Raw genomic sequence first — 19,750 nt, 5'->3', positions numbered from 1 at the left:
GGATGTCCACCCCATAGTCCCTGAGAAACTCCACCGTAGTCGCCATCGCGAAACTCCCGCCCAATCTCCATCAGGCGCGAAATCTCAGGTCACGTGAAAATGCGGAAGGTGGGGCACAGGCGACGCTTACGCAACACCCAACGCAGCGGCAGGATCAGAAACCCCATTGAGATTCCCGATCAGCGTCTGGCAAAGGCCGTGAAAGAGATCACGATCCACGTGTTTTTCGAGGGTAAGAATTAGGCCCTGTTTTCCGGGTTCCGGCAACTGGCGCAGATCGACTTCTATAGCGTTCACGGTGGTGGCGTTCTTTCGGAACTGCTCTGTGTGGTCGCCCTCAAGCTGAACTATGAACAGACACTGTCCCTGCACGTCTTTTCCCCAGCACAGGGTAACGTCTCCCGGGGACGTCACATATCGGACAGTGTAATCACTGTCCGGGGTCTTCATTTCATCCCATGGAGCTTTGCTACTCGTCATAATCTTCCTCTTCGTCGGGTGTATCGAACGACCCGCCCTGCATACGTTCGATCCACACCTGGTTAGCAACAACTTCAACTTCCGTCTGATAATGGCCTGGCGGGAAGCTGAGGCCGAACGCGGGCACACGCGCATTGGCATCCTTCCCGACCGGCCCCAGAACGTGGAGCATCAACAATGGCTTCTTGCGTGCTGAGCGGAAATGGAAGTCCGATGGCTTCTTGTCCTCGCCATCCTCGCAGGCAAGAGCCGCCGCTTCTTCCTTCTGCGGATCGGACAGTCCAAGCTTCTCGTCGCCACGGCTGGCTACGCGATCCTTGCTCACTCGCCACGCATTACCATCAGGACTTGCGCTGTTACGTTCCTGAGTTCCGAGTATGTACTTGTCCGCATCCTCACCATTGGCGGAAACCGATATCAGCAGGACATCACCGGCAGCGTATTTTTCCGAAAGAGCACGAAGGTAATTCAGTGCAGCGGACTTCCGATCTGCAAAGTCGGGGTGGCTGCGGAACTTCGTGAGGAACTCTTCTATCTCCGAAATCTTCGCATCTCTTGCAAGCCAGCCCTTCCCAGTCTCTTCCAATGCGGCACAGCCGAATTTCTTCTTCCAGTATTCAGTAATCAGAGCCTCGTTCTCCTCATTGACCTTATCATCAGTAGGCAAAAGGCTGCTTTCAACAATCTTCCCGCTAAAGTTCTGGTTTACAGTGATTTTCTCGCCGGCTCTCATCTTGTTGGCGGCAGTAATCAGCAGCCTGTCAGGATGAGCCTTTACGTAAAGGCCAAACTGCTTCGGGCTGAGTCTGTCACGTCGCATTCTCTTGATCTGCTGTCGGAGCTCTTCTGAAGCTTCCGCGATGTGCCCATACCAGTTGATTGAATCCGGGGATAAATGGACTCGGCAAACGTCTTCAAAACCTGGTCTGTAACCAAACCAACGCCCCATCTGCATGAGCGTGTCGTACATGCGCGTGTTGCGGTACATGTAGCTCACGGTGAGGCCTTCGATGGTCAGGCCACGCGAGAGGCTCAGTCCGCCAATAGCAATTGCGGTAAGGCTGTTCCCATCACGCTCATACTTCTTGTAGTCGAGTGCTTCATCGGACTTACTGTTCACTACGAAGATGCGAAGATTGTCGAAGACATCGTTCAGAGCGACTTTGATATCGGACCATGTGAACCCGCAATCAGAGAACTCTTTATCAAGGCACGCCTTCAACGAAACCATCACTTCATTCTTTTGCGATACCGAATCCGGCATCGCGTAATTTACTTTCACAGCCTCTCTGACTTTCTTCTCATAAAGACTCACGAAATTGCGCACAGTATTCTGTGTTACTACAAATCGTGAGACGTTGATCATCATTGAGCAGTGTTTGTTAACCTGTCCCCTCAGATTGCGGATGGCTCTTGCAACAATGAACTGATCAATAGCTTCATAGAGGCTGGGCGGGAGCTCCGGGACCGGATCATCCCTCTTGTGAGAGAAGGGAAGGTAGTCTTCACAATCCCTGATCGGTCTCACAATCCTTGCGCTGCTCGTCTCGTCAAGGAAGACTTTGTCAGGCCCGAAATAGGTGTTGGGAGCATCGAGACTGACAATGAAGTCGCGCGGGAACAGTTCCTCATAGGCTTCCTCATCATAGGAATCCGGATTGATGAAGATGTTTGCAAATGGCGTGGCGGTGTAGCCAACGTAACAGGACTTCGCGAAGAGGCCGAGGATCTTCCGAAGCATGGTATTCGTTTTGGTAGGATCTAGTTCGGGCTTATTGGTATTGATCGAGGCGTTGTCGGCCTCATCGTCGATCATAAGCATTGGAACATCGCCAATCACGCCATCCGCCTGCGCGTTCATTTCCTTAAGCCAGAGACGAAGAGCTTTCAGCGTGCTGACGTTCTTCTTGATGACAAGGACAGTCGGCTTGTTCAGATCGTTGATTTTCCATCCGCTCTGGTTGGCTGTCTTTTTGCTGAAGTCATCATTGATGTTTGTGAGCGTGGCAGGATGCGGGTAGTCGCGGTTCAGGCCGACGCCAACTCTCTTGCGGTTTTCCGGATCGCTGGAGCGTCCAACGAAACCTTCGTCAATACGTTCTTGGGTCTGCTTTCTTAGGTTGTTGTGAATGCCTGCGATAACGATAATGAACTTGTATCCGGCGTCAGCAGCTTTGGCGATTACCCCCATGTAGTTTGCAGTCTTACCTGACTGCACGTGTCCAATAACAAGACCGCGACGATCCCACTTACCTTCGCTCGTCGGGTCCTGCAAATGTCCAACAATTTTTGTTCCGACATCACTTAAGGATCGAACAACGGTTGGATGCATCTGTTCCTTTTTCAGATACTCCTCATAGGCATCGGAATAAGTCCACGTGATATCTTCGCGCTTGTAAACCCACTCATCGTCATGGTCAGCTTCGACATCGACGAGGGAAACACCAGCGCCCATGCGTGAGTCCACCGCGATGAGCGCATCGTCGATGACAGTTTCCAGTGGGCCATCATATGCGAATACAGCCGCGAGCTGTTTCGCTCGCTCGCCAACTTCTTCGCGCGTGGGTGTCTCCGGCAACAGCGATAGCGCTGAAATTAGCGCGCTCGTGAAATTTTTCTGACTTTCGACCTTATTGAGATTCATTTTTTTAGCTCTTTCGTAATGTATTCTTCTGCAGCATCTTCGAAACCCACGAAGAACCTTGTTGACCGCATGACTTCTCTGAAGCTCTCGACGTCAACTTCACCATCCCCAAAAAGGCATTCTTTTAAGGCGTTGAGGCGCTCACTGATCTCTTCTTGCGAGGTTTCGTTCTGATGAATGTCGCGTGGATGGGTCGAGAAATCTGAGTAGATCATTTCTACCGGAAGCGATGATGAAATCGCTTCGATGAGCGTCGTAAGGCGGCGAACATTCTCATCACTAAGGTCGGAGCGAAGCGCCTCGATCAATGGATGTTCTTTGTTCAGCGCATATCGGATGCTTCCCTGATCAGCATATCGCTCCCAGACTGGTGCTTTAATCTCATCGAAGAGCTTCTTCCCCCTACCACGATGGACTGTTGTGCTGCGTGTCGAGACCTTATCGATGATCTGGCGCAGCCGGGCTCTGACCGGAGCTGGAGGGCGCGCTCGTGACTTCTTAATGTCGATGGTCCACATCTCATCGAGACTATTGGAGAAGTCGATCTGCACACGGGCCAGCTTTGTGGCTTCACCCTTGGGAATAAGCCGGAACCAGTCGCCCCAGGCCATGAGCCGTCCGCCCCGGTACACGTAAGCGCCCTGGTTCGAGATGAAGTCGCTGCGGTTCTGGTAAAAGTCGAACTCTTTGGCGCTCAGTTTGCTGTGGTGCGGGAGGATGTAGGGCTGCATGTGAACTGCCACACCGTCAATCCGGACCACCTCTTCCGGCAGCATTTGTGTAGCTGAATTCTTCCGGCAGAAGGGATCGAAAGGCTCTATAGGGTGACCATTCAGGGAAAGAGAGAGCTTCTTCCGGCCACTCACTTCGCCACTCAGAAACCGGTGAAACACTAGAGACAGGTGTCTCTCGACAACATCGAGCTTCTCGTTGACGATCTCGTCGCGTTTGGCTCCGGTCTCATCTTCAAACAGTCGATCAAGGTTGCGCCAGACGACTGCCGTTCCCTTGCCGGTGATCATTTCGTGGAATGGAAGTTCTGCGATCTCTTCAGGTTCAAGGATCGCAATCAGCCAGTCATCTCTCCTGTGAACGGTGTCGAGGTTCCATTCCGCTGCGTGAAGCCCGCCACCATCGTTACTGATCACGGTGAGTCTTTCACACTGCGAGAATGAGGCGGTCTTGAGTCCTAGGCCAAAACGACCAAGGTCCTTTGGCGAACGCGTTTCTGAAGGGTTCTTCGAGCCATGACGCAGGGCATCTATGATGCCTGCTTCGTCCATGCCACGGCCATTGTCGATAATGCCAAGCGTCGGGTTCTGCTGGGTCAGATCACAGAAGATATCGACCGAGGTTGCGTCTGCAGAAATGCTGTTGTCAACCAGATCAGCAATCGCGGTTTCGAGCGAATAGCCAAGGTCGCGCATCGATGCCGACAAAGATGAAGCGCTTGGAGGCAGATGATGCTCTCTAGCCATCTCGCCCCCCCTTCAACTGACTGCGCAATCCTTCGACAAGACTGACCGGATCGCTTTCCAACTCACATTCCCAGACGGTGATTACACGCCAGCCGCTCAAGATCAGTTCAGATGTTTTCCGTGCATCACGCGCGACGGTAGCTTCGAACTTCTTGCTCCAGAAATCAGTATTTGATTTTGGCGTCGTCGCCTTCGGGCAACCCTTGTGGCGATGCCAGTAACAGCCGTTCACAAAGATAGCTGTTTTGTGCTTCGGCAGAACAAGGTCCGGTCTTCCGGGAAGCTTTTTGTCATGCAACCGATAGCGAAAACCGGCACGATGCATGTGCGACCGCAGAACAATCTCCGGTCTTGTGTTCTTACCTCGAATGCGGGACATGTTCCAACTTCGATGCAATGCTGATATACGATCCGCCATCATGCAACCTCCCCAGCTCGATCTAGGACATCGGCAATAATCGCAGCGATCTGGCGAGCCAGATAGGGTGGGACAGCATTTCCGACCTGATGGTACTGAGAGGTTCTCGGCCCCTCAAAGCGGTAGTTGTCAGGGAAAGTCTGAAGGCGGGCCGCTTCTCGGACGGTTAAACTACGACACTGCTTTGGGTCGTAGTGAATGAAGTAGTGGCCATCTTTCGAGATGTGTGAAGTGATGGTTGTTGATGGCTGGCCCGGAAGCTGAACGCGAAAACGGTCTGAGAACATCTTCCCTGCTCGACCATCTTCGACATTCGCATGATCTGGGAGCAGGCTACGTGGAAAATCCGACAGTTTCGGGCTCTTCCCGGTCACAGATGCGAATGAGGCGGCGAAGGCATAGCGCCTGAGATCAGAAGGCATATGCGAACGCGACTCATGACTGTCCAAAACTGAGAGTTCGGGATCATAGATGCCGTCTAGCACATCATGTGAAAGACGTGGGCGTGCCGGGTATCTGGTAGAGCTTTTCTCTAGCGCCTTTAGTGGCTGCGAAAGGTCGATCCCCATCAGTTCCATGAGATCGCCTGCATAAGTGTGTCCGTTCAGCTCCCTTCGAACAGCAGCGGGATCAAGCACTTCTATCTCTGCCCGCCATTTCTCATAGCTATCACCGCCTTTTGAAATGCCGCTGCGTATCTTTGGCAGGTTACCGATTGTTTCCTTAAGGGTTGGTGGTTTGTGCGACCTAAGTCTACCGGGCCTCACGTCGATGTCCTTTCTGATACCAACGATAAACATCCTGTGTCGCGCCTGAGGGACACCGTATTCCTCTGCGCGCACGAGAAAGAGTCTCGGATCGACTTCCATCCCAGGCATTTCATCTTCTGAAAGCGAGAACAGTTTGTAGCCCAGACCGTTTGACGTCATTCCGAGTGCATCTTTCGGCGCTATCAGATCGGAAATGATGCGATTGATAACGAGTTCGCCGTTGACACGGGCGGAGAGCAGGCCCTTGACATTCTCCATCACAAAAACCGGCGGCGCATGATCAATGATAATTCGCAGATACTCCTTGTAGAGAAAGTGTCGCGCATCTTTCTCAAATTCGGGGTCGCCCATCATCCGCGATCTGCCGACAAGCGAGTATGCCTGACAGGGAGGTCCGCCCACTAGTGCCCACTTCGTCTGTTTCTGCAGTCGCTCGGCGATTATCTTACGAACACGTTCGTGATTGTCAGGTCCAAGTGCTACTCTGATAGCAGAATAATCTGCGTGTGCTTTTTCCCGACGGTGGAGAGTGTACAGCTCATCAATCGTGATATCACCTCTAAGATATCGATAATAATCTTCCGGTAATTCGTTTTCCTTGAAGGCCTTCAGAAAGTGTCGCAGCAGAAGTGTCTTGTGAGCGAACTCATCTTGTTCGATTGAAACGGCGCTTCGAAAGCAAATATCTGATTTCCCACGCAGAAGCGAAGAAAAACCTTCACCCAAGCCGCCCGGCCCCGCGAAAATGTCAACCACTGGATAAGCCGATTTTCTCGTCATTGCGCCTGCCTCCCACGCTCCTCACCTTCAGGTGACGACGCCTCGACCAAGCGATCATAGTCTTCAACGCTGAGGACTACGACAACGGGTCTGCCGTGTTTTTCAACAGAGACAGGCTCTTGCCTTGCGGTATCGATAAGATATCCGAAGCGGTTCTTAGCGTCTCGGGCTGAGATAGTCTTCATGTCTACTTGATCCAAAATGGCCACTTTAGACATATTGCACAAGGGTGGGGCGGGACGCAATAGGTGTATAATGGCTTGTATGTATAGACAAATTTTCGGCATCCAATCCGCGGAGGGTTGGTCGGGGCTCCAAAGGTTTGACAGCCCTGTGGTCGATGGGATGGGTCTAGGGAAGGGTAGCGCGAAAGCTGCCTTCCGCGGACTCGATGTAGTCGTCTCCATGACATGGTCAGGGGTCTTGGGGGCAGGAACGCCGCCCAAGTCGATGGGTGCAGGGAGAGCGAAGTCTTCCGCGAGTGGGGTTCAGGGGGCGCGATAGCCCCTGATCCGGTCCAGCGTCGAAGGGCTGGTCCATGGTTCGGGTGCAGGGTGGAGAGGGACGTCTCCAAGCCCCTGCGAGTGGTTGATCGGCGATACGATCTGATGGCTCTAGACGGGTTCGATACCCGGGAAGAGCCACAGGCCGGGGGGATGCAACGGGGGCGCGCAGCGGGTCCCCTTGCCAAGATGTGCTGTACTACAGCACACATCTTGCGGTCGTCGCTATCTTCTAAATCGGGAAGAAATTGGGCATGGGGCGGAGGGTCAGCCAAGGGTCACTGGTTCGGCGTGACGCGCAAGATATGCAACGCCTCGTGTGCCATGCGCGGTCAAGGTCGGGAACGATGCGGATCAGTCCTATCTGCCCTTCATGTCGTGCCGTCGCCACGCGTCAAAGCCTGTCACCCATTCCTGCCATTCCACGCCCGTGACCTGGGCGGCTTTCTGTTCCAGTTCCTTACGGCGATGCAGGAACAGGAAATAATCCTCGCCAAAGGGCGACTCGCCGCCGCGCCGCATCTGCCAGAACTTGCGCCATTCGTGGAAGCGTTCGGGATTGCCCACGGTAAACAGGCGCGACCCTCTGGCAAACGTGCCTTGCGCCCGCGTGATTAAATCGGCCTCGACGATCAGCCGCTCTAACGGCTCCATCTGGTCGCGACTCTTGATGTAGCGGGCAACGTCCGGGGCAAGCTGGTCGGCCAGAATATCCGCCTTCCAACGTTGCAGCATGTAAGCGCGGTGCAGTTCCAAACTGTTTTCTATGGCGGCTTCGATGTACTCGGGCTGCATGACAACGTAACGGCGGTGAAACCCTTCCCAGACCTTCGCTGCTTCCTCGATCATTAGCCGGAAATATGGTAGAGGATCGCGGCTCACGGCAGGACACCTAGCCGCCTCATGTCACGGTCGATCTGCTCCGCCACGACCAGCGGCATCCGCAAATGACGGTCAAGAATACGGCGCTTGCGCGGGGTCATTTCGGGGCTGCTATCGCGCAACACGCTGTAAAGGCTGACTTGCTGCGCCAGAGGCTTGGGCGGTTGCTGCCTCCACCATGCAGAAGAATACGGGGCTGGCAGGTTCATGGCGGGTTCCTCGCTCTTGCCTCAACGTAAGCCGAACATGGGCATTGCGTCAGGATTTTTCGCGGATGAAGTCGGAAAGCTTTTCCCGCAGCCTGACAAACTCGGCGGAACCGCATCCGGCGCGGGTGAAAAATGCGCGGATATCAGGACGGATGGAATGGATCGGATGCGGCCCGATATGCAGCATGATGCCTTCCGCCGTCTCATACTGCTCTCTTGGCAGGTAAATATCTATGACCACGCGGTCATTGACGGTGAACTCGAACTTGGTGTCTCCGGTAATGGTGCAGGCATCAGGATCGCGCTCAACCGCGTCGCTGTGCAGGCTGATCAGGTTGGCATAGGCCATAACGGCATATTCTTCGGTGCTGGCATTTCGCATGCCTGTATTGCTGCGCATACCGACACCGAAGAGCGCAGCATTCAGGGCGGTGAAGGCATCATAGTCTGATTTTCCCTTATAAACCGCTTCCAGAAAATACTGGTATTGCAGGCCGTCAAAGGCCGGATCGGCCAATGCAGGGGATGAGCCAAGGCAGGCGATTACCCCAGCGAGTTTTGCAAAGCGCAAATTCATAAGAATATTCTCCTAGAAGCCAAGAAGGATGATCGGGGCGGCAATCAGCGCCAGATGGATCAGGACGCGGCAAAAGCGGCCCGCCGATGAACTCTCCGCGATCTTCAAGAGAACCAGCCCGAGTACTGCGGCGGCGATGGCATAAAGGGCTTCGCCGCTATTGCTATAGATCAGCCATGCCAGCGCCGCATTGCCCCAGAAGGCGAAGGCAGCGAGAGGATTGCCGACTTTCTCGGGAAGGCTGGACTTTGCGGATGATCGTGCCGCCAGTGCCTCCCGCCCCATGCGAGCGATCTTTGCCTGTTCCTGCCGCACGCGCTCTGCCGCGCGGCCCGGCACGTAAATGTGGGACGCTGCCCATTGGCGGTTTATAAAATCGCTGACAGGGCTTTGGGGATTACGGATCGGCATGGCGAGGTCTCTCCATCAGGGGTTGTTGCGAGGGGATTGTCCGAACCAGAGCCGACGCCAGTTGATCGCGCTCCAGACCGTCACGCCGAAGATCACGCCTTGCACGGCCACGCTCCAGAACGGGACCAGGCCGCTATTCCAGCCAGAGGCGAGCGACGGCAAACCTTGCAGCAGGACGCGCAAAGGTCCGCGATATTCGAAGTTGGCGATGACAAGTTCCCATGATCGGAACTCATCGCTTTGCGGCAGGCTGGTCAGGATGCCTTCGGCGGCAAGATCGGCGAACGGCGCGAGCGCGGCCTGCCACAGCCACCAGGTCACGGCGGTGTAGATGACAGTCACAAGGGCGGGAAACAGTAGCGCGCGCATCGGGGATTTCTCAACTTCTATCCAGAAGTTGCCGTATCGCCTGAAGTCGGCTTTCAGCGCTGCATCCGAGGGTTTAGTAACTTATAGTTTAAGCCATATCCAATTGACCGAAAACGGGATTCTCAGGTACGTTAACTTCTGGATAGAAGTTGACATGAGGGCGTTTCAAGCGCCTGATAGACTCATGTCACTGAAAAGACTCCGCAATCCGAACCACCCCAAAGCTGGCTCCAGCACCAAGGTCGAGCCGATCCGTGATCTCGCCAGGATTGCGGCGATCAAGGACAACCTTGCCGCCTCCCCGCGTGATCTGTGCCTGTTCACGCTCGGCATCAACACGGCCTACCGGGCAAACGAACTGCTTTCGATCCGGGTTGGTCAGGTGGCGCATCTAAGGTGCGGCGATCCGCTCGATCTGAAGCAGTCGAAGAACGGGCGCTACCGCATGACCACGCTCAACGGCACGGCGGCGGCTGTCATCCAGCTCTGGCTGTCACATCATCCGAACCCTGTGCCCGACGCGCCGTTCTTCGTCTCGCAGCGCACGCGAAAAGCCCTGACGGTCTCCCCGTTCATCAACATGGTGAAGCGCTGGTGCCATGAGGCGGGGCTAAAGGGAAGCTTCGGCAGTCACACCTTGCGCAAGACGTGGGGCTATCACCAGCTGCGCGGCAACACGAAAACGCCGCCGCACCTCGTCCTGCCGCTGCTCATGGAAGCCTACGGTCACGCCTCGCAGCAACAGACATTGGAGTACCTCTGTATTCAGTCGGATGAAGTTGCTAGTCTCTTCATGCAAGTCGAACTGTAGGTCGAGTTATGGCACAACCTCAAAGTAGCCTCATAGGGGCATCAAAGCCTTCCGTGCTTGCGCTGCTTGGGCAGAGCAACCCACGTCCAGCATTCTACCAGGACCTGGAACGCCAATACTCGGCCTTAGTCAAAAATCTCGGGCGACTGTACGGCGACAAGGAACTTGCCCAGAAAATAGCTGCAGAAATTCCTCAAGCTGATACGCTGCCGAATATCTTCAATTTTTACATCGGCACAAACCATATCATCTATACGTTCATCGAATCCATGAAAGCGGAAAGAAAAGATATCGGCAATATTACCGCTGAATTTCCAGACGCCAAATCAATTGCCGCATATTTAATTAGCGCCGAGAAGATACCTTCGAATAAGGATGCGATCAAGTTCGGGACGCGCTTGTTTCCTTCGCATTCGGTAAAAAAATCTGATCGTGCATGGGTGGTGGAAAATGCCCCTAAAGTAAGTGAATGGCTGATACGTGACGCTCTGGTCTATTACCAGATAGATTACGAGATAGGTGGAGACATTGCTCTTGCTCCAGTCAATTATCTTGACGAACCGCCGCACAAAACGCTAATAAAGTTCTTTAAGGAAGTTTACTGCAGGGATTTGAAAGAAGATTTTGACGAGACACAAAATACGGACGGACAACGGCGTAGAAGATTTGCGCCGAAAGACGGGCATCGTACGTACAAGCAAGTAAAACTTAGCCTTCATGAAGACCTGGTTCCTGTCCTTAACGCTGCCTTGGATGGTGAAAACCGCAACGCATGGATCGAACGTGCCATCGTGGAACGTCTTCAGCGCGAAGGCATCGATTTTGAACTGCCTGAGCAGCCCTCACTCCCGAGTCAGTAGATCACGGATAATTTACAGGTACCTCTAAACATAGCTTGACTTATAGGGGTACCCCTATGATCCTGTCCTTGTCTCTGGCAGCGACAGGAGATCGCACATGTCGAACACCACCACCTACAATGCTGGGCGCGCTTGGGCGCAATTGGGCAAGCAAATGCCCAACCTTAGGAACGTCCCCTATCAGGTCCGTCAAGATTTCAAGTCGGGTTACAACTTCGGTAAGAAATAGGCGCGCCTATGCAAACGCTTCGTCCGATGCACAGCCTGCCATGCCCTGACTGCCGCTTGCGGCGGCTTTTGATTAAACGGCGGCGCTGTCCGTGCGGGATGCCCGTTACGCGGCGCTGACCCGCCCCTGACTTCCATCACAACCTTCCGCCTCTCCCTGCGCTGATTTGCGGAGCCGGGAGAGGTGCGTCCATAGGCCAAGGAGTTCTGCCATGTCCCCGATTCCGCCGCGCTCACCGTTAAGTTCCTCGCTGTCGATGGCGGCATTACTGCTGGCGCTGCTGGGGACGTTCCGGCTGCTGCCAGCCTTCTATGAACTGACCGCCGGATGGGTGATCAATGCCGGACTGAACTACACAGGCAATCGCGAGCATATGGCGACGATCATGCTGGTCTGGAGGGGCGTGCTGGGCCTGCTGCTGTTCAGCGTTCTTCGCGGCGCGCTCAACCTTCTGTTTTCCATCGGGCTGATGCGGCTGGTCGAATGGCTGCTGGCCCAGCGGCGTTAGGAGGCAATCATGTCCTATAATCACAGCAATGAAGAACGCCCCTTCGGCTCGGCCACCTGGGCGGACCCGCGTGAGGCGCAAAAGCTCGGCATGCTGAAACCCAGCCGGACGGCGTCTTATATCGGCCACCTGAATGGCCGTTCCTTACGTCATCACGGCGAAGGCGGCGCTGTGATGATCGCTGGGGCGCGCGCTGGCAAAGGTGCCTGCATCCTCGTGCAGAACCTGATCGACGGCATGATGCCGGACAGAAGTCTGGTCGTGCTGAACACCAAGGGCGATCTTGCCGCCATTACCATGAACCAGACGGGGTGCGGCAAGGCGGTTTATGTCTGGAACCTGGAAGAACGCGGCGGCCTGCCGTGCGATTCCATCAATCCGTTCGAAAGCCTGACGCGCTCCTCCCGAACGCTTGAAGCCGATATCAAAACAATCGTGCAGGGCCTGATCCCCGGCTCGGGCGGCAAGGATGCAGCCTATTTCGAGGGACGGGCGCGGCTGCAATTCGAAGCCTTCCTGCTGGCTCTCGTCGCGCGGGACGGCGGAACCCATCTTACGGCGCTCTATGATGCCACCAGCGCGGCGATGACGGGGGGTGCGGAGTGGAAAATCTTCGCAGATGCCCTGTCCCGGACGGGCAATCCGCTGTGCCTCCGCATTCGGCGCGAGATCGAGCTGTTCCATGAGGATGCCCACGGCGCGATGAAGGACGTGATGGGGGAAGTCGGCAATGCGCTCGCCAGCCTGTCCGACCCGAACCTGCGCCGTGCTGTCTCCCCGCCGTTCTCGCTATCCCTCGCCGATGACCTCTGCGCGGCTGAGAGGTTCGCCAACCTGTTCATTGTCTGCGAGCCGGAACGGATGATGACCCATGCGCCGATCATCAAGGCGCTGCTCTCCGCTTTGTTCGTGATCAAATCAAGAAAGCCGTCCGCGCCGAAGCAGGACTGGATACTGGATGAATGCGCGCTGCTCGGCGGGTTTGATCTGGTGCCGAAACTCTTTTCTTATGGCGCAGGCATCGGCATCAGGCCGTTCGCGGTGTTCCAGTCACCTGCCCAGATGGAAGCGCTTGGGGCTCATGCCAAGACGATTATCCTCTCCAGCGCGCAGGTGCAGCTTTATTTCGGGATACGGGATTTCGAAACGGCCAAATCCATCTCCGACATGATCGGGGCGCAGACGCTGGAGATTGCCGACCCGCTGGTCAATGCCCGCGCGGCAGCCGAACGGCAAAAGCTGATGACCGCCATCCTGAACGGGGCCGACCCCTTCGCAGGCGCTGCGGAGCTGAAAAAACTCACCTATGAAAGCGGGCACAAGCGGCTGATGCGCAGGCAGCTCGTCACCCCCGATGAACTGCTGCATCTCCCGCCTGACAAGCTGATCGTGTTCGCGGACGGGCTGTCAGGACCGCTGCTGGCCTGCCGCACGCCCTACTGGCGGCAAAGATGGACGGCGGGGAAATATCTGCCCGATCCGTATCACCCGCCCTTGGATAGCGTGATCGTGCAGACCCTGTGGGGGCAGCGGCGGCGCAAAGTCATCACGGAATCCGTGTCGGAGCGCTTCGCGCACCTGCCGCAATATCGGCAAGGTTCCTGGTCTTACGTGGAGGGAACGCAACATGAGCGATGAGAAGAAGCCCGACCCTCAAGTCATTGCGCCGTTCAATCCCACGGCGCAGAGCCTGGCGTATGAACAGCGCGGGGAATTGCCTGCCTCGTTCGATACCTCCTTCTACCGCGATGCGGGGATTGCCAAGGAGGAATTTCTCTCTGGGCTGCGGGGACCGGACATTCAGGCGGACAAGCATGCTTCCCGTAATGCCGACCGTGCTGCAGGCGGACGCACGCCCAAGACCCCGATAGCGGGGCTGCCTGATCCTCATCCCAGCTTCGCGCTGCCAAACCGCAAGCTCTATGAAGAGAACTGGTATGCGCAGCTCGAACAGCGCACAGACGGGCGGGCGGTAACCCGCGCGGAAATCGAAGCGGCGCAGACCTCCATGCCGAAAGAGCGCGGTCGAAAACCGCGTATGCGATCCCGCTAATATAATGACTCAAAACATAAATTTCTTGAAGATGGAGGTGTCTATGTGATATGTTCTATTTTTGTTCTTTTGTGCTTCGAGGCATTCCTCAGCGCGAAAGTCAAAAACCAAATCCCGAACCACTGACCAACCGCCATGAAAGGACAATTCCATGGACCACTCAAACACGCCTTCAAACACGCCTGCACAAACCCCTGCCAACACCCCCGTCCAGACGTTTCGTGACGGACGCCTGAAAGCCGTCCTTTGGGAAAACCAGGGCGCGGACGGCCCGTATCATACTGTCACCTTGGCCCGCACCTATGAGGACAAGGAAGGGCGCTTGCAGGACAGCAATTCCTTCACCCGCAGCGAACTTTTGCGGATCGCGGAACTTGCCCGCGAAGCCCATTCCGCGATGCGTGATCTTGGGCGCGAGCGCGGCGAGGAGCGCGAGTCTGTGCCACCTGCGCCGCAGCAGGGCCATCCCCGCAAGGAAGGGCGCTACCGCTGAAGCGAACAACAGAGGCGGACGCTTGGCTGTGTGGGGCCGCGTCCGTCTCTTTTGATGAACAATAACAAACCAAAAAAGGAGCAAGCCATGGAAAATAGAGGAAAGACACAATCGCAAGCACTGGGCGAGCCGCCGCCTGATCTGGGGCAGCGCCTGCTTGCCCGCTACGGGGAAGAGCTGGATGATCCGTCCTTGTCCGAGGCGCAGAAGGCCGAATTCCTGATCGCGCTGTGGCAGATCATGGTCGCCTTCGTGGACCTTGGGTTCAGTGTGCGCGCTGGGGATAAGTTGACGCCGGAAAGTGGTTTCGGCTTCGATGATGTGCTATCATATCTCATTCCCGTAGAGACAGCGCATGAAACAGTTGCATCCGAATTTAATCATAAAAACAAGGAGTAACGTTCATGCCCAAATCCGCAGCAAAACCTGATAACCTTCCCGATACCGCGCTAACACCCCGCGCGGTGATCTATTGCCGTGTGTCCTCTGCCCGCCAGGTTGAGGAAGGTCACGGCCTTGAATCGCAAGCCACGCGCTGCCGCGAATATGCGCAGCGCAAAGGCTACGAGGTCGTCAAAACCTTCCATGAGCGCGGGGTCTCCGGCGGTCAGCTTGATCGTCCGTCCTTCAATGAGCTGATCACCTTCATCAAGGGTCAGAAGAGCGAAGGCATCGTTGTCATCATTGACGATATCAGCCGCTTTGCCCGCGATATCGAAGGGCACTGGACCCTGCGCCGCACGCTGAAGGATATCGGCGGCAAGCTGGAAAGCCCCTCGATCACCTTCGGGGAAGATTCCGACTCCATCCTGATTGAGAACCTGCTGGCCTCGGTCTCCCAGCACCAGCGCCAGAAAAACCGCGAGCAGACCAAAAACCGGATGCGGGCGCGGACTCTGAACGGCTACTGGTGTTTCCCGGCCCCTCCGGGCTTTCGCTATGAACGTGTGATCGGGCGCGGCAAGATGCTGGTGCGCGATGAACCTCTGGCCACGATCATTGCCGAAGCCCTCGAAGGCTTTGCGAGCGGACGCTTCGCTTCCCAAGGCGAGGTCAAACGCTTCCTCGAAAGTGAGCCAGCCTTTGCAGACCGCTTCCCTGACGGCGTCATCCGCTATGAAGAAATTATCCGCCTGATGACCCGCCCGCACTATGCGGGTTACATCGAAGTGCCTGCCTGGGGCATCTCGCTCCGCAAGGGCCAGCATGACGGCCTGATCTCTCTGGAAACCTATGCCCGCATCCAGGAACGGATCAAGGAAGGCGCGCGCGTTGCCGCCCGCGCCGATATCTCGGAAGATTTTCCGCTTCGCGGCTTCGCCCTGTGCGGGGAGTGCGAGCATCCGCTGACCTCCTGCTGGTCCACCAGCAAGACCGGAGCCAAGCATCCTTATTATATGTGCTTCCAGAAAGGGTGCGAGGCCTACCGCAAGTCCATCCGCCGCGATGAGATGGAAGGCGCGTTCTCTGGCCTGCTGGAGTCCATCACGCCGTCACCGATCAAGCTGGCAATCGCAAAAGACATCTTCGCTACCGAATGGGATGCCCGCCAGTCCCGCGCCAAGGAACAGGGCGCGCTCTACAAGGCCAAGATCGCTGATCTTTCCAAGCAGGTGGATACGCTGCTCGTCCGTCTGGTGGAGGCCGAAAACAAAACCGTCATCAAGGCCTATGAAACCAAGATCGCGGCTCTGGAGCAGGACAAGCTCGTTCTGGAGGAAAAGGCCGCTACTTCAGGCCGCCCGAATCCCGCCTTCGCCCAAATGTTCGAACTCGCCATGGCGTTTCCCGCAAGCCTTTGGAAAGTCTGGCAAACGGGGCGCTTCGACCTCCAGCGACTCGTGCTCAGACTGACCTTTTCGGAGCGTCTGGCCTATGACCGGAAAATGGGGTTTCGAACCCCGAAACTATCGTTGTTCTTCAATGCGTTAGAGGGTGATTGCGGGGGTAAATGTAAAATGGCGGAGAGGGTGGGATTCGAACCCACGGAACCCTTGCAGGCTCAACGGTTTTCGAGACCGCCCCGTTCGACCACTCCGGCACCTCTCCGCGCTTCTGGGTGGTGAGGCGGGGATTTAGACGGGCAGGGGTTGAAGCGCAAGGGGGGTTCAGCCAAAAAAACAGGAAGCAACGCGAAAGGTGGATTCGTGATGAGACGGCAATTCAGAATCCTCGGCTTCGCGGGCGCGATGGTCTTGGCGATGCAGATGGTGCCGGGGGCGACACGGCCCGGAATGGCGCAGGCCGGAACCGGTGCGCCGACGGTCCAGACGACCAGGCAGGTGCAGGATGCGCAGCTGTGGCAGACGCTGCGCTTGGCCGAGATGCTGCCGATCATGCGCGACGAGGCTTTGACCCAGGCCGATGAGATGGCCGAGATGCTGTTCGAGAGGGGATCGGATGCCGGCTGGCGTCAGCGGGTCGGCGCGATCCACGACCCTGAACGGCTGGAAGCCATGCTGCGGGTGGCCTTTGACCAGACCTTTGCCGATCTGCCAGACAGTGTTGGCGCCGATACGCTGGCTTTCTTTCGGTCACCGCTTGGCCAGCAGACGATTGCGCTGGAACTGGATGCGCGGCGGGCGATTCTGGATCAGGATACCGAGGATGGCGCGATCGAGGCCTTTTATCAGGCCGAAGCGATTGATTCGCCGCGATTGGCGCGGATCATGCGCCTGATCGACGATGCGGACCTGATCGAGCCGACCATCGCCGCCGCACTGAACGAGGCGCTGGCCTTTTCGACCGGATTTGCCGAGGGCGACGGCTATCGGATCCCGATGTCCGACGACGAATTGCTGGCCGATACCTGGTCGCAGGAACCGGAAATCCGCGCATTGATCGAGGAATGGGTGCCCGCCTATCTGATGCTGGCCTATTCGCCGATGAATGATCAGGATCTGGATCGCTATCTGGAATTTGCCACCTCGGATAGCGGCAAGGTGCTGTGGACCGCGCTTGGCGACGCCTATGAGCAGGTCTATACCCGGACCTCGCGCGAGATGGGTGAGGCCGCGGCGCTGCATATCTCGGGACGGCAATTGTGATGTCAGAGGTCGTGTTGATGGGGCCGCTGGCCCACCCCGCGCTGCGTGAAGCCCTGGGTCTGGCCGGGCAGGGGCGGCAGGTGACGATCGAGGGGCGGCTGACGGGCGGAACCCGCGCCGGTATCGAGCGGCACGGTTGGCCGGTCTTGCAGGCCGGGCAGGGGCAGGTCGTCGGAATCGCCGTGCCGCTGACGGCGGCGCTGTCGCGCTACGCGGCGGTGATGGGGCTTGCGCCGGTGCCATGTCAGGGCCAGCGGATCATGGGCGCATTGGCGCAGGGTCCGGGTGGGGTGCCCTGGAATCCCGACCAGTGGCCGGCGGCGTTGGCTGCCGGGATCGCGGGCGCGGTGCTGACCGCCCCGCCCGATCGCAGCGCGGCCGAAATCGCGCAGCGGTTGCCGATGATCGGGGTCTGGGTCGACAGTCAGTTGCGGGCGGCGGCCACGCCACCTGCGGGCGGGGGCATTGCTGGGCCGAAATCGTCCGATTCCGGCCCGGACTGGCGCTGCGAGGCGCGCGCGGAACCCTATGCACAGTTCTTCTCGGTCGAGGAATGGTCGCTGTCCCACCGGCTGCATGATGGCGGCTGGTCGGCCCCGCTGCGGCGGGCGGGCTTTGTCATGGGCGATGCGGTCGTGGTCCTGCCCTGGGATCCCGTCCGCGACCGGGTGCTGCTGATCGACCAGTTCCGCGTGGCCCCGGCGATGCGCGGCGACACCCAGCCCTGGCTGCTGGAGGCCGTGGCCGGTCGCATCGACACCGGCGAAACGCCCGAGATCGCCGCCCGCCGCGAAGCCATGGAAGAGGCGCGCTTGCCGCTTGGGCAGTTGTTTCCGGCGGTCCACCACTATCCCAGCCCCGGCGCCGTGGGCGAGTTTCTGTATCTTTACGTGGCCGAGGCCGATCTGCCCGATGATGCGGGCGGCGTTCACGGGCTGGACAGCGAGGCCGAGGATATCCGCAGCCATTTGATGCCGCGCGCCGACCTTGCCCGCCTGCTGATGGCAGGGCAGATCAGCAATGGTCCTCTGGCGATGCTGGCATTGTGGCTGGAGCTGCGGGCGGATGACATTAGACGCGAACTATCGCAGGGGTGACCCTTGGCGCGGCGCCGCTCGGGGTTGCCCCCCTGCGCTCGGCGCGTATAGGAATAAGCCATCGCCGCGCGCGAGTTAAGACAGGAAGGATACCGTCATGCGCATCTGCAAGGATCTTGCCGAGGCCATCGGCAACACGCCTCTGATCAGGCTGAACCGGGCCAGCGAGGAAACTGGCTGCGAGATTCTGGGCAAATGCGAATTCATGAATCCGGGCCAGTCGGTCAAGGATCGGGCGGCGCTGTATATCATCCGCGATGCCATCGCCAGGGGCGAGCTGCGCCCCGGCGGCACCATCGTCGAGGGCACGGCCGGCAATACCGGCATCGGGCTGGCGCTGGTGGGGGCCTCGATGGGGTTCAAATCGGTGATCGTCATTCCTGAAACGCAAAGTCAGGAAAAAAAGGATATGCTGCGGCTGGCCGGCGCCACGCTGGTCGAGGTTCCGGCAGCGCCCTACAAGAACCCGAACAACTATGTCCGCTATTCCGGCCGTCTGGCCGAGGCGCTGGCCAAGACCGAACCCAATGGCGCGATCTGGGCCAATCAGTTCGACAATGTCGCCAACCGTCAGGCCCATGTCGAAACGACCGGCCCGGAAATCTGGGACCAGACCGGCGGCAAGGTCGATGGCTTTACCTGCGCGGTGGGTTCCGGCGGGACGCTGGCCGGCGTGGCGATGGCGCTGCAACCCAAGGGCGTCAAGATCGGTCTGGCCGATCCCGAGGGCGCGGCGTTGCACAGTTTCTATACCACCGGCGAATTTGCCAGCCCCGGCGATTCGATCACCGAGGGGATCGGTCAGGGCCGCATTACCGCCAATCTGGACGGCTTCACCCCTGATTTCAGCTGGCGCATCCCCGACAGCGAGGCCTTGCCCATCATCTTCGATCTGGTCAGCCAGGAAGGGCTGTGCCTGGGCGGATCCTCGGGCATCAATTTGGCCGGTGCGATCCGCATGGCGCGCGAAATGGGGCCGGGCCATACCATCGTGACGGTGCTGTGCGATTACGGCAATCGCTATCAGACCAAGCTATTCAACCCCGACTTCCTGCGCGCCAAGGGGTTGCCTGTGCCCGACTGGCTGGTTGCGCCCAAGCCGGACCTGCCCGAAGTCTTCGAAGGCTGACA

22 protein-coding genes, 1 tRNA gene and 1 pseudogene are annotated in these 19,750 nt (G+C 57.5%); 12 read left to right on the top strand and 12 right to left on the bottom strand.

All coding sequences use genetic code 11. The features are described 5' to 3' along the window. Positions 1-126 precede the first annotated feature (126 nt). The 11 genes from FNJ84_RS13715 to FNJ84_RS13665 all read right to left on the bottom strand — a co-directional run bounded on the left by FNJ84_RS13715 (position 127) and on the right by FNJ84_RS13665 (position 9,521). Positions 127-480, bottom strand: coding sequence for a PD-(D/E)XK motif protein (locus tag FNJ84_RS13715; protein ID WP_143793742.1), 354 nt, complete (start codon positions 478-480; stop codon positions 127-129). Next, positions 470-3,124, bottom strand: coding sequence for a Z1 domain-containing protein (locus tag FNJ84_RS13710; RefSeq protein ID WP_143793740.1), 2,655 nt, complete (start codon positions 3,122-3,124; stop codon positions 470-472). Before FNJ84_RS13710 ends, FNJ84_RS13715 begins: the two co-directional genes overlap by 11 nt. Continuing rightward, positions 3,121-4,602: an ATP-binding protein gene (locus tag FNJ84_RS13705; protein ID WP_143793738.1), complete on the bottom strand. Its 1,482-nt coding sequence runs from the start codon at positions 4,600-4,602 to the stop codon at positions 3,121-3,123. Before FNJ84_RS13705 ends, FNJ84_RS13710 begins: the two co-directional genes overlap by 4 nt. After that, positions 4,595-5,023, bottom strand: a complete 429-nt coding sequence (locus FNJ84_RS13700) for a very short patch repair endonuclease (protein WP_255471207.1) — start codon at positions 5,021-5,023, stop codon at positions 4,595-4,597. The genes FNJ84_RS13705 and FNJ84_RS13700 overlap by 8 nt, the downstream gene beginning before the upstream one ends. Next, complete coding sequence (locus FNJ84_RS13695; protein WP_143793735.1) at positions 5,020-6,570, bottom strand: DNA cytosine methyltransferase; 1,551 nt, start codon at positions 6,568-6,570, stop codon at positions 5,020-5,022. The genes FNJ84_RS13700 and FNJ84_RS13695 overlap by 4 nt, the downstream gene beginning before the upstream one ends. Further along, a complete protein-coding gene (locus FNJ84_RS13690; protein WP_143793775.1) occupies positions 6,567-6,755 on the bottom strand; it encodes a type II toxin-antitoxin system Phd/YefM family antitoxin in 189 nt (62 codons plus the stop codon). The genes FNJ84_RS13695 and FNJ84_RS13690 overlap by 4 nt, the downstream gene beginning before the upstream one ends. 678 nt (positions 6,756-7,433) lie before the next feature. Next, entirely contained in the window at positions 7,434-7,922 is a 489-nt protein-coding gene (locus tag FNJ84_RS13685) for a hypothetical protein (protein WP_143793733.1), read from the bottom strand. A 29-nt stretch (positions 7,923-7,951) separates the two neighbouring features. Next, on the bottom strand, positions 7,952-8,164 hold the full coding sequence (locus FNJ84_RS13680) for a hypothetical protein (RefSeq protein ID WP_143793731.1): 213 nt from the start codon (positions 8,162-8,164) through the stop codon (positions 7,952-7,954). A gap of 49 nt (positions 8,165-8,213) precedes the next feature. After that, positions 8,214-8,741, bottom strand: a complete 528-nt coding sequence (locus FNJ84_RS13675; protein ID WP_143793729.1) for a hypothetical protein — start codon at positions 8,739-8,741, stop codon at positions 8,214-8,216. A 12-nt stretch (positions 8,742-8,753) separates the two neighbouring features. Further along, on the bottom strand, positions 8,754-9,080 hold the full coding sequence (locus FNJ84_RS13670; RefSeq protein WP_185968530.1) for a hypothetical protein: 327 nt from the start codon (positions 9,078-9,080) through the stop codon (positions 8,754-8,756). Between the two features lie 87 nt (positions 9,081-9,167). Continuing rightward, complete coding sequence (locus FNJ84_RS13665) at positions 9,168-9,521, bottom strand: hypothetical protein (RefSeq protein WP_143793725.1); 354 nt, start codon at positions 9,519-9,521, stop codon at positions 9,168-9,170. Positions 9,522-9,705: 184 nt separating this feature from the next. On the opposite strand from FNJ84_RS13665, the gene FNJ84_RS13660 reads away from it, so the two are divergent. The 9 genes and pseudogenes from FNJ84_RS13660 to FNJ84_RS13625 all read left to right on the top strand — a co-directional run. After that, positions 9,706-10,332, top strand: coding sequence for a tyrosine-type recombinase/integrase (locus FNJ84_RS13660; RefSeq protein ID WP_143793724.1), 627 nt, complete (start codon positions 9,706-9,708; stop codon positions 10,330-10,332). Between the two features lie 8 nt (positions 10,333-10,340). Beyond that, a complete protein-coding gene (locus tag FNJ84_RS13655) occupies positions 10,341-11,192 on the top strand; it encodes a hypothetical protein (RefSeq protein ID WP_143793722.1) in 852 nt (283 codons plus the stop codon). A 97-nt stretch (positions 11,193-11,289) separates the two neighbouring features. Beyond that, positions 11,290-11,421 carry a hypothetical protein gene (locus FNJ84_RS22390; protein ID WP_255471206.1) on the top strand — a complete coding sequence of 44 codons (132 nt, stop codon included), beginning with the start codon at positions 11,290-11,292 and terminating at the stop codon, positions 11,419-11,421. Between the two features lie 211 nt (positions 11,422-11,632). After that, on the top strand, positions 11,633-11,929 hold the full coding sequence (locus tag FNJ84_RS13650; RefSeq protein ID WP_143793720.1) for a hypothetical protein: 297 nt from the start codon (positions 11,633-11,635) through the stop codon (positions 11,927-11,929). A gap of 9 nt (positions 11,930-11,938) precedes the next feature. Then, complete coding sequence (locus FNJ84_RS13645; protein WP_143793718.1) at positions 11,939-13,567, top strand: type IV secretory system conjugative DNA transfer family protein; 1,629 nt, start codon at positions 11,939-11,941, stop codon at positions 13,565-13,567. Beyond that, on the top strand, positions 13,557-13,982 hold the full coding sequence (locus FNJ84_RS13640) for a hypothetical protein (protein WP_143793716.1): 426 nt from the start codon (positions 13,557-13,559) through the stop codon (positions 13,980-13,982). Before FNJ84_RS13645 ends, FNJ84_RS13640 begins: the two co-directional genes overlap by 11 nt. A gap of 151 nt (positions 13,983-14,133) precedes the next feature. Further along, positions 14,134-14,475 (top strand): hypothetical protein, encoded by a 342-nt coding sequence (locus tag FNJ84_RS13635; RefSeq protein WP_143793714.1) that lies wholly within the window; start codon positions 14,134-14,136, stop codon positions 14,473-14,475. Between the two features lie 54 nt (positions 14,476-14,529). After that, positions 14,530-14,874: a hypothetical protein gene (locus FNJ84_RS13630; RefSeq protein ID WP_185968529.1), complete on the top strand. Its 345-nt coding sequence runs from the start codon at positions 14,530-14,532 to the stop codon at positions 14,872-14,874. A 5-nt stretch (positions 14,875-14,879) separates the two neighbouring features. Beyond that, a pseudogene (locus tag FNJ84_RS13625) lies at positions 14,880-15,884 on the top strand (recombinase family protein); the annotation flags it as partial. 550 nt (positions 15,885-16,434) lie between these two features. Here FNJ84_RS13625 and FNJ84_RS13620 read toward each other — a convergent pair. Continuing rightward, a tRNA-Ser gene (locus FNJ84_RS13620) sits at positions 16,435-16,524 on the bottom strand. A 101-nt stretch (positions 16,525-16,625) separates the two neighbouring features. Between FNJ84_RS13620 and FNJ84_RS13615 the strand changes: the two genes are divergently transcribed. The 3 genes from FNJ84_RS13615 to FNJ84_RS13605 all read left to right on the top strand — a co-directional run bounded on the left by FNJ84_RS13615 (position 16,626) and on the right by FNJ84_RS13605 (position 19,748). Then, positions 16,626-17,522 (top strand): hypothetical protein, encoded by an 897-nt coding sequence (locus FNJ84_RS13615; protein WP_143793710.1) that lies wholly within the window; start codon positions 16,626-16,628, stop codon positions 17,520-17,522. Continuing rightward, entirely contained in the window at positions 17,522-18,619 is a 1,098-nt protein-coding gene (locus FNJ84_RS13610; RefSeq protein WP_143793708.1) for an NUDIX domain-containing protein, read from the top strand. Before FNJ84_RS13615 ends, FNJ84_RS13610 begins: the two co-directional genes overlap by 1 nt. Before the next feature lie 97 nt (positions 18,620-18,716). After that, positions 18,717-19,748 carry a cysteine synthase A gene (locus FNJ84_RS13605; protein ID WP_143793706.1) on the top strand — a complete coding sequence of 344 codons (1,032 nt, stop codon included), beginning with the start codon at positions 18,717-18,719 and terminating at the stop codon, positions 19,746-19,748. Positions 19,749-19,750: the final 2 nt, after the last annotated feature.

The organism is Paracoccus sp. M683, assembly GCF_007096355.1.
Classification (GTDB): Bacteria; Pseudomonadota; Alphaproteobacteria; order Rhodobacterales; family Rhodobacteraceae; genus Paracoccus.
This window is presented reverse-complemented; position numbering and strand designations above follow the sequence as displayed.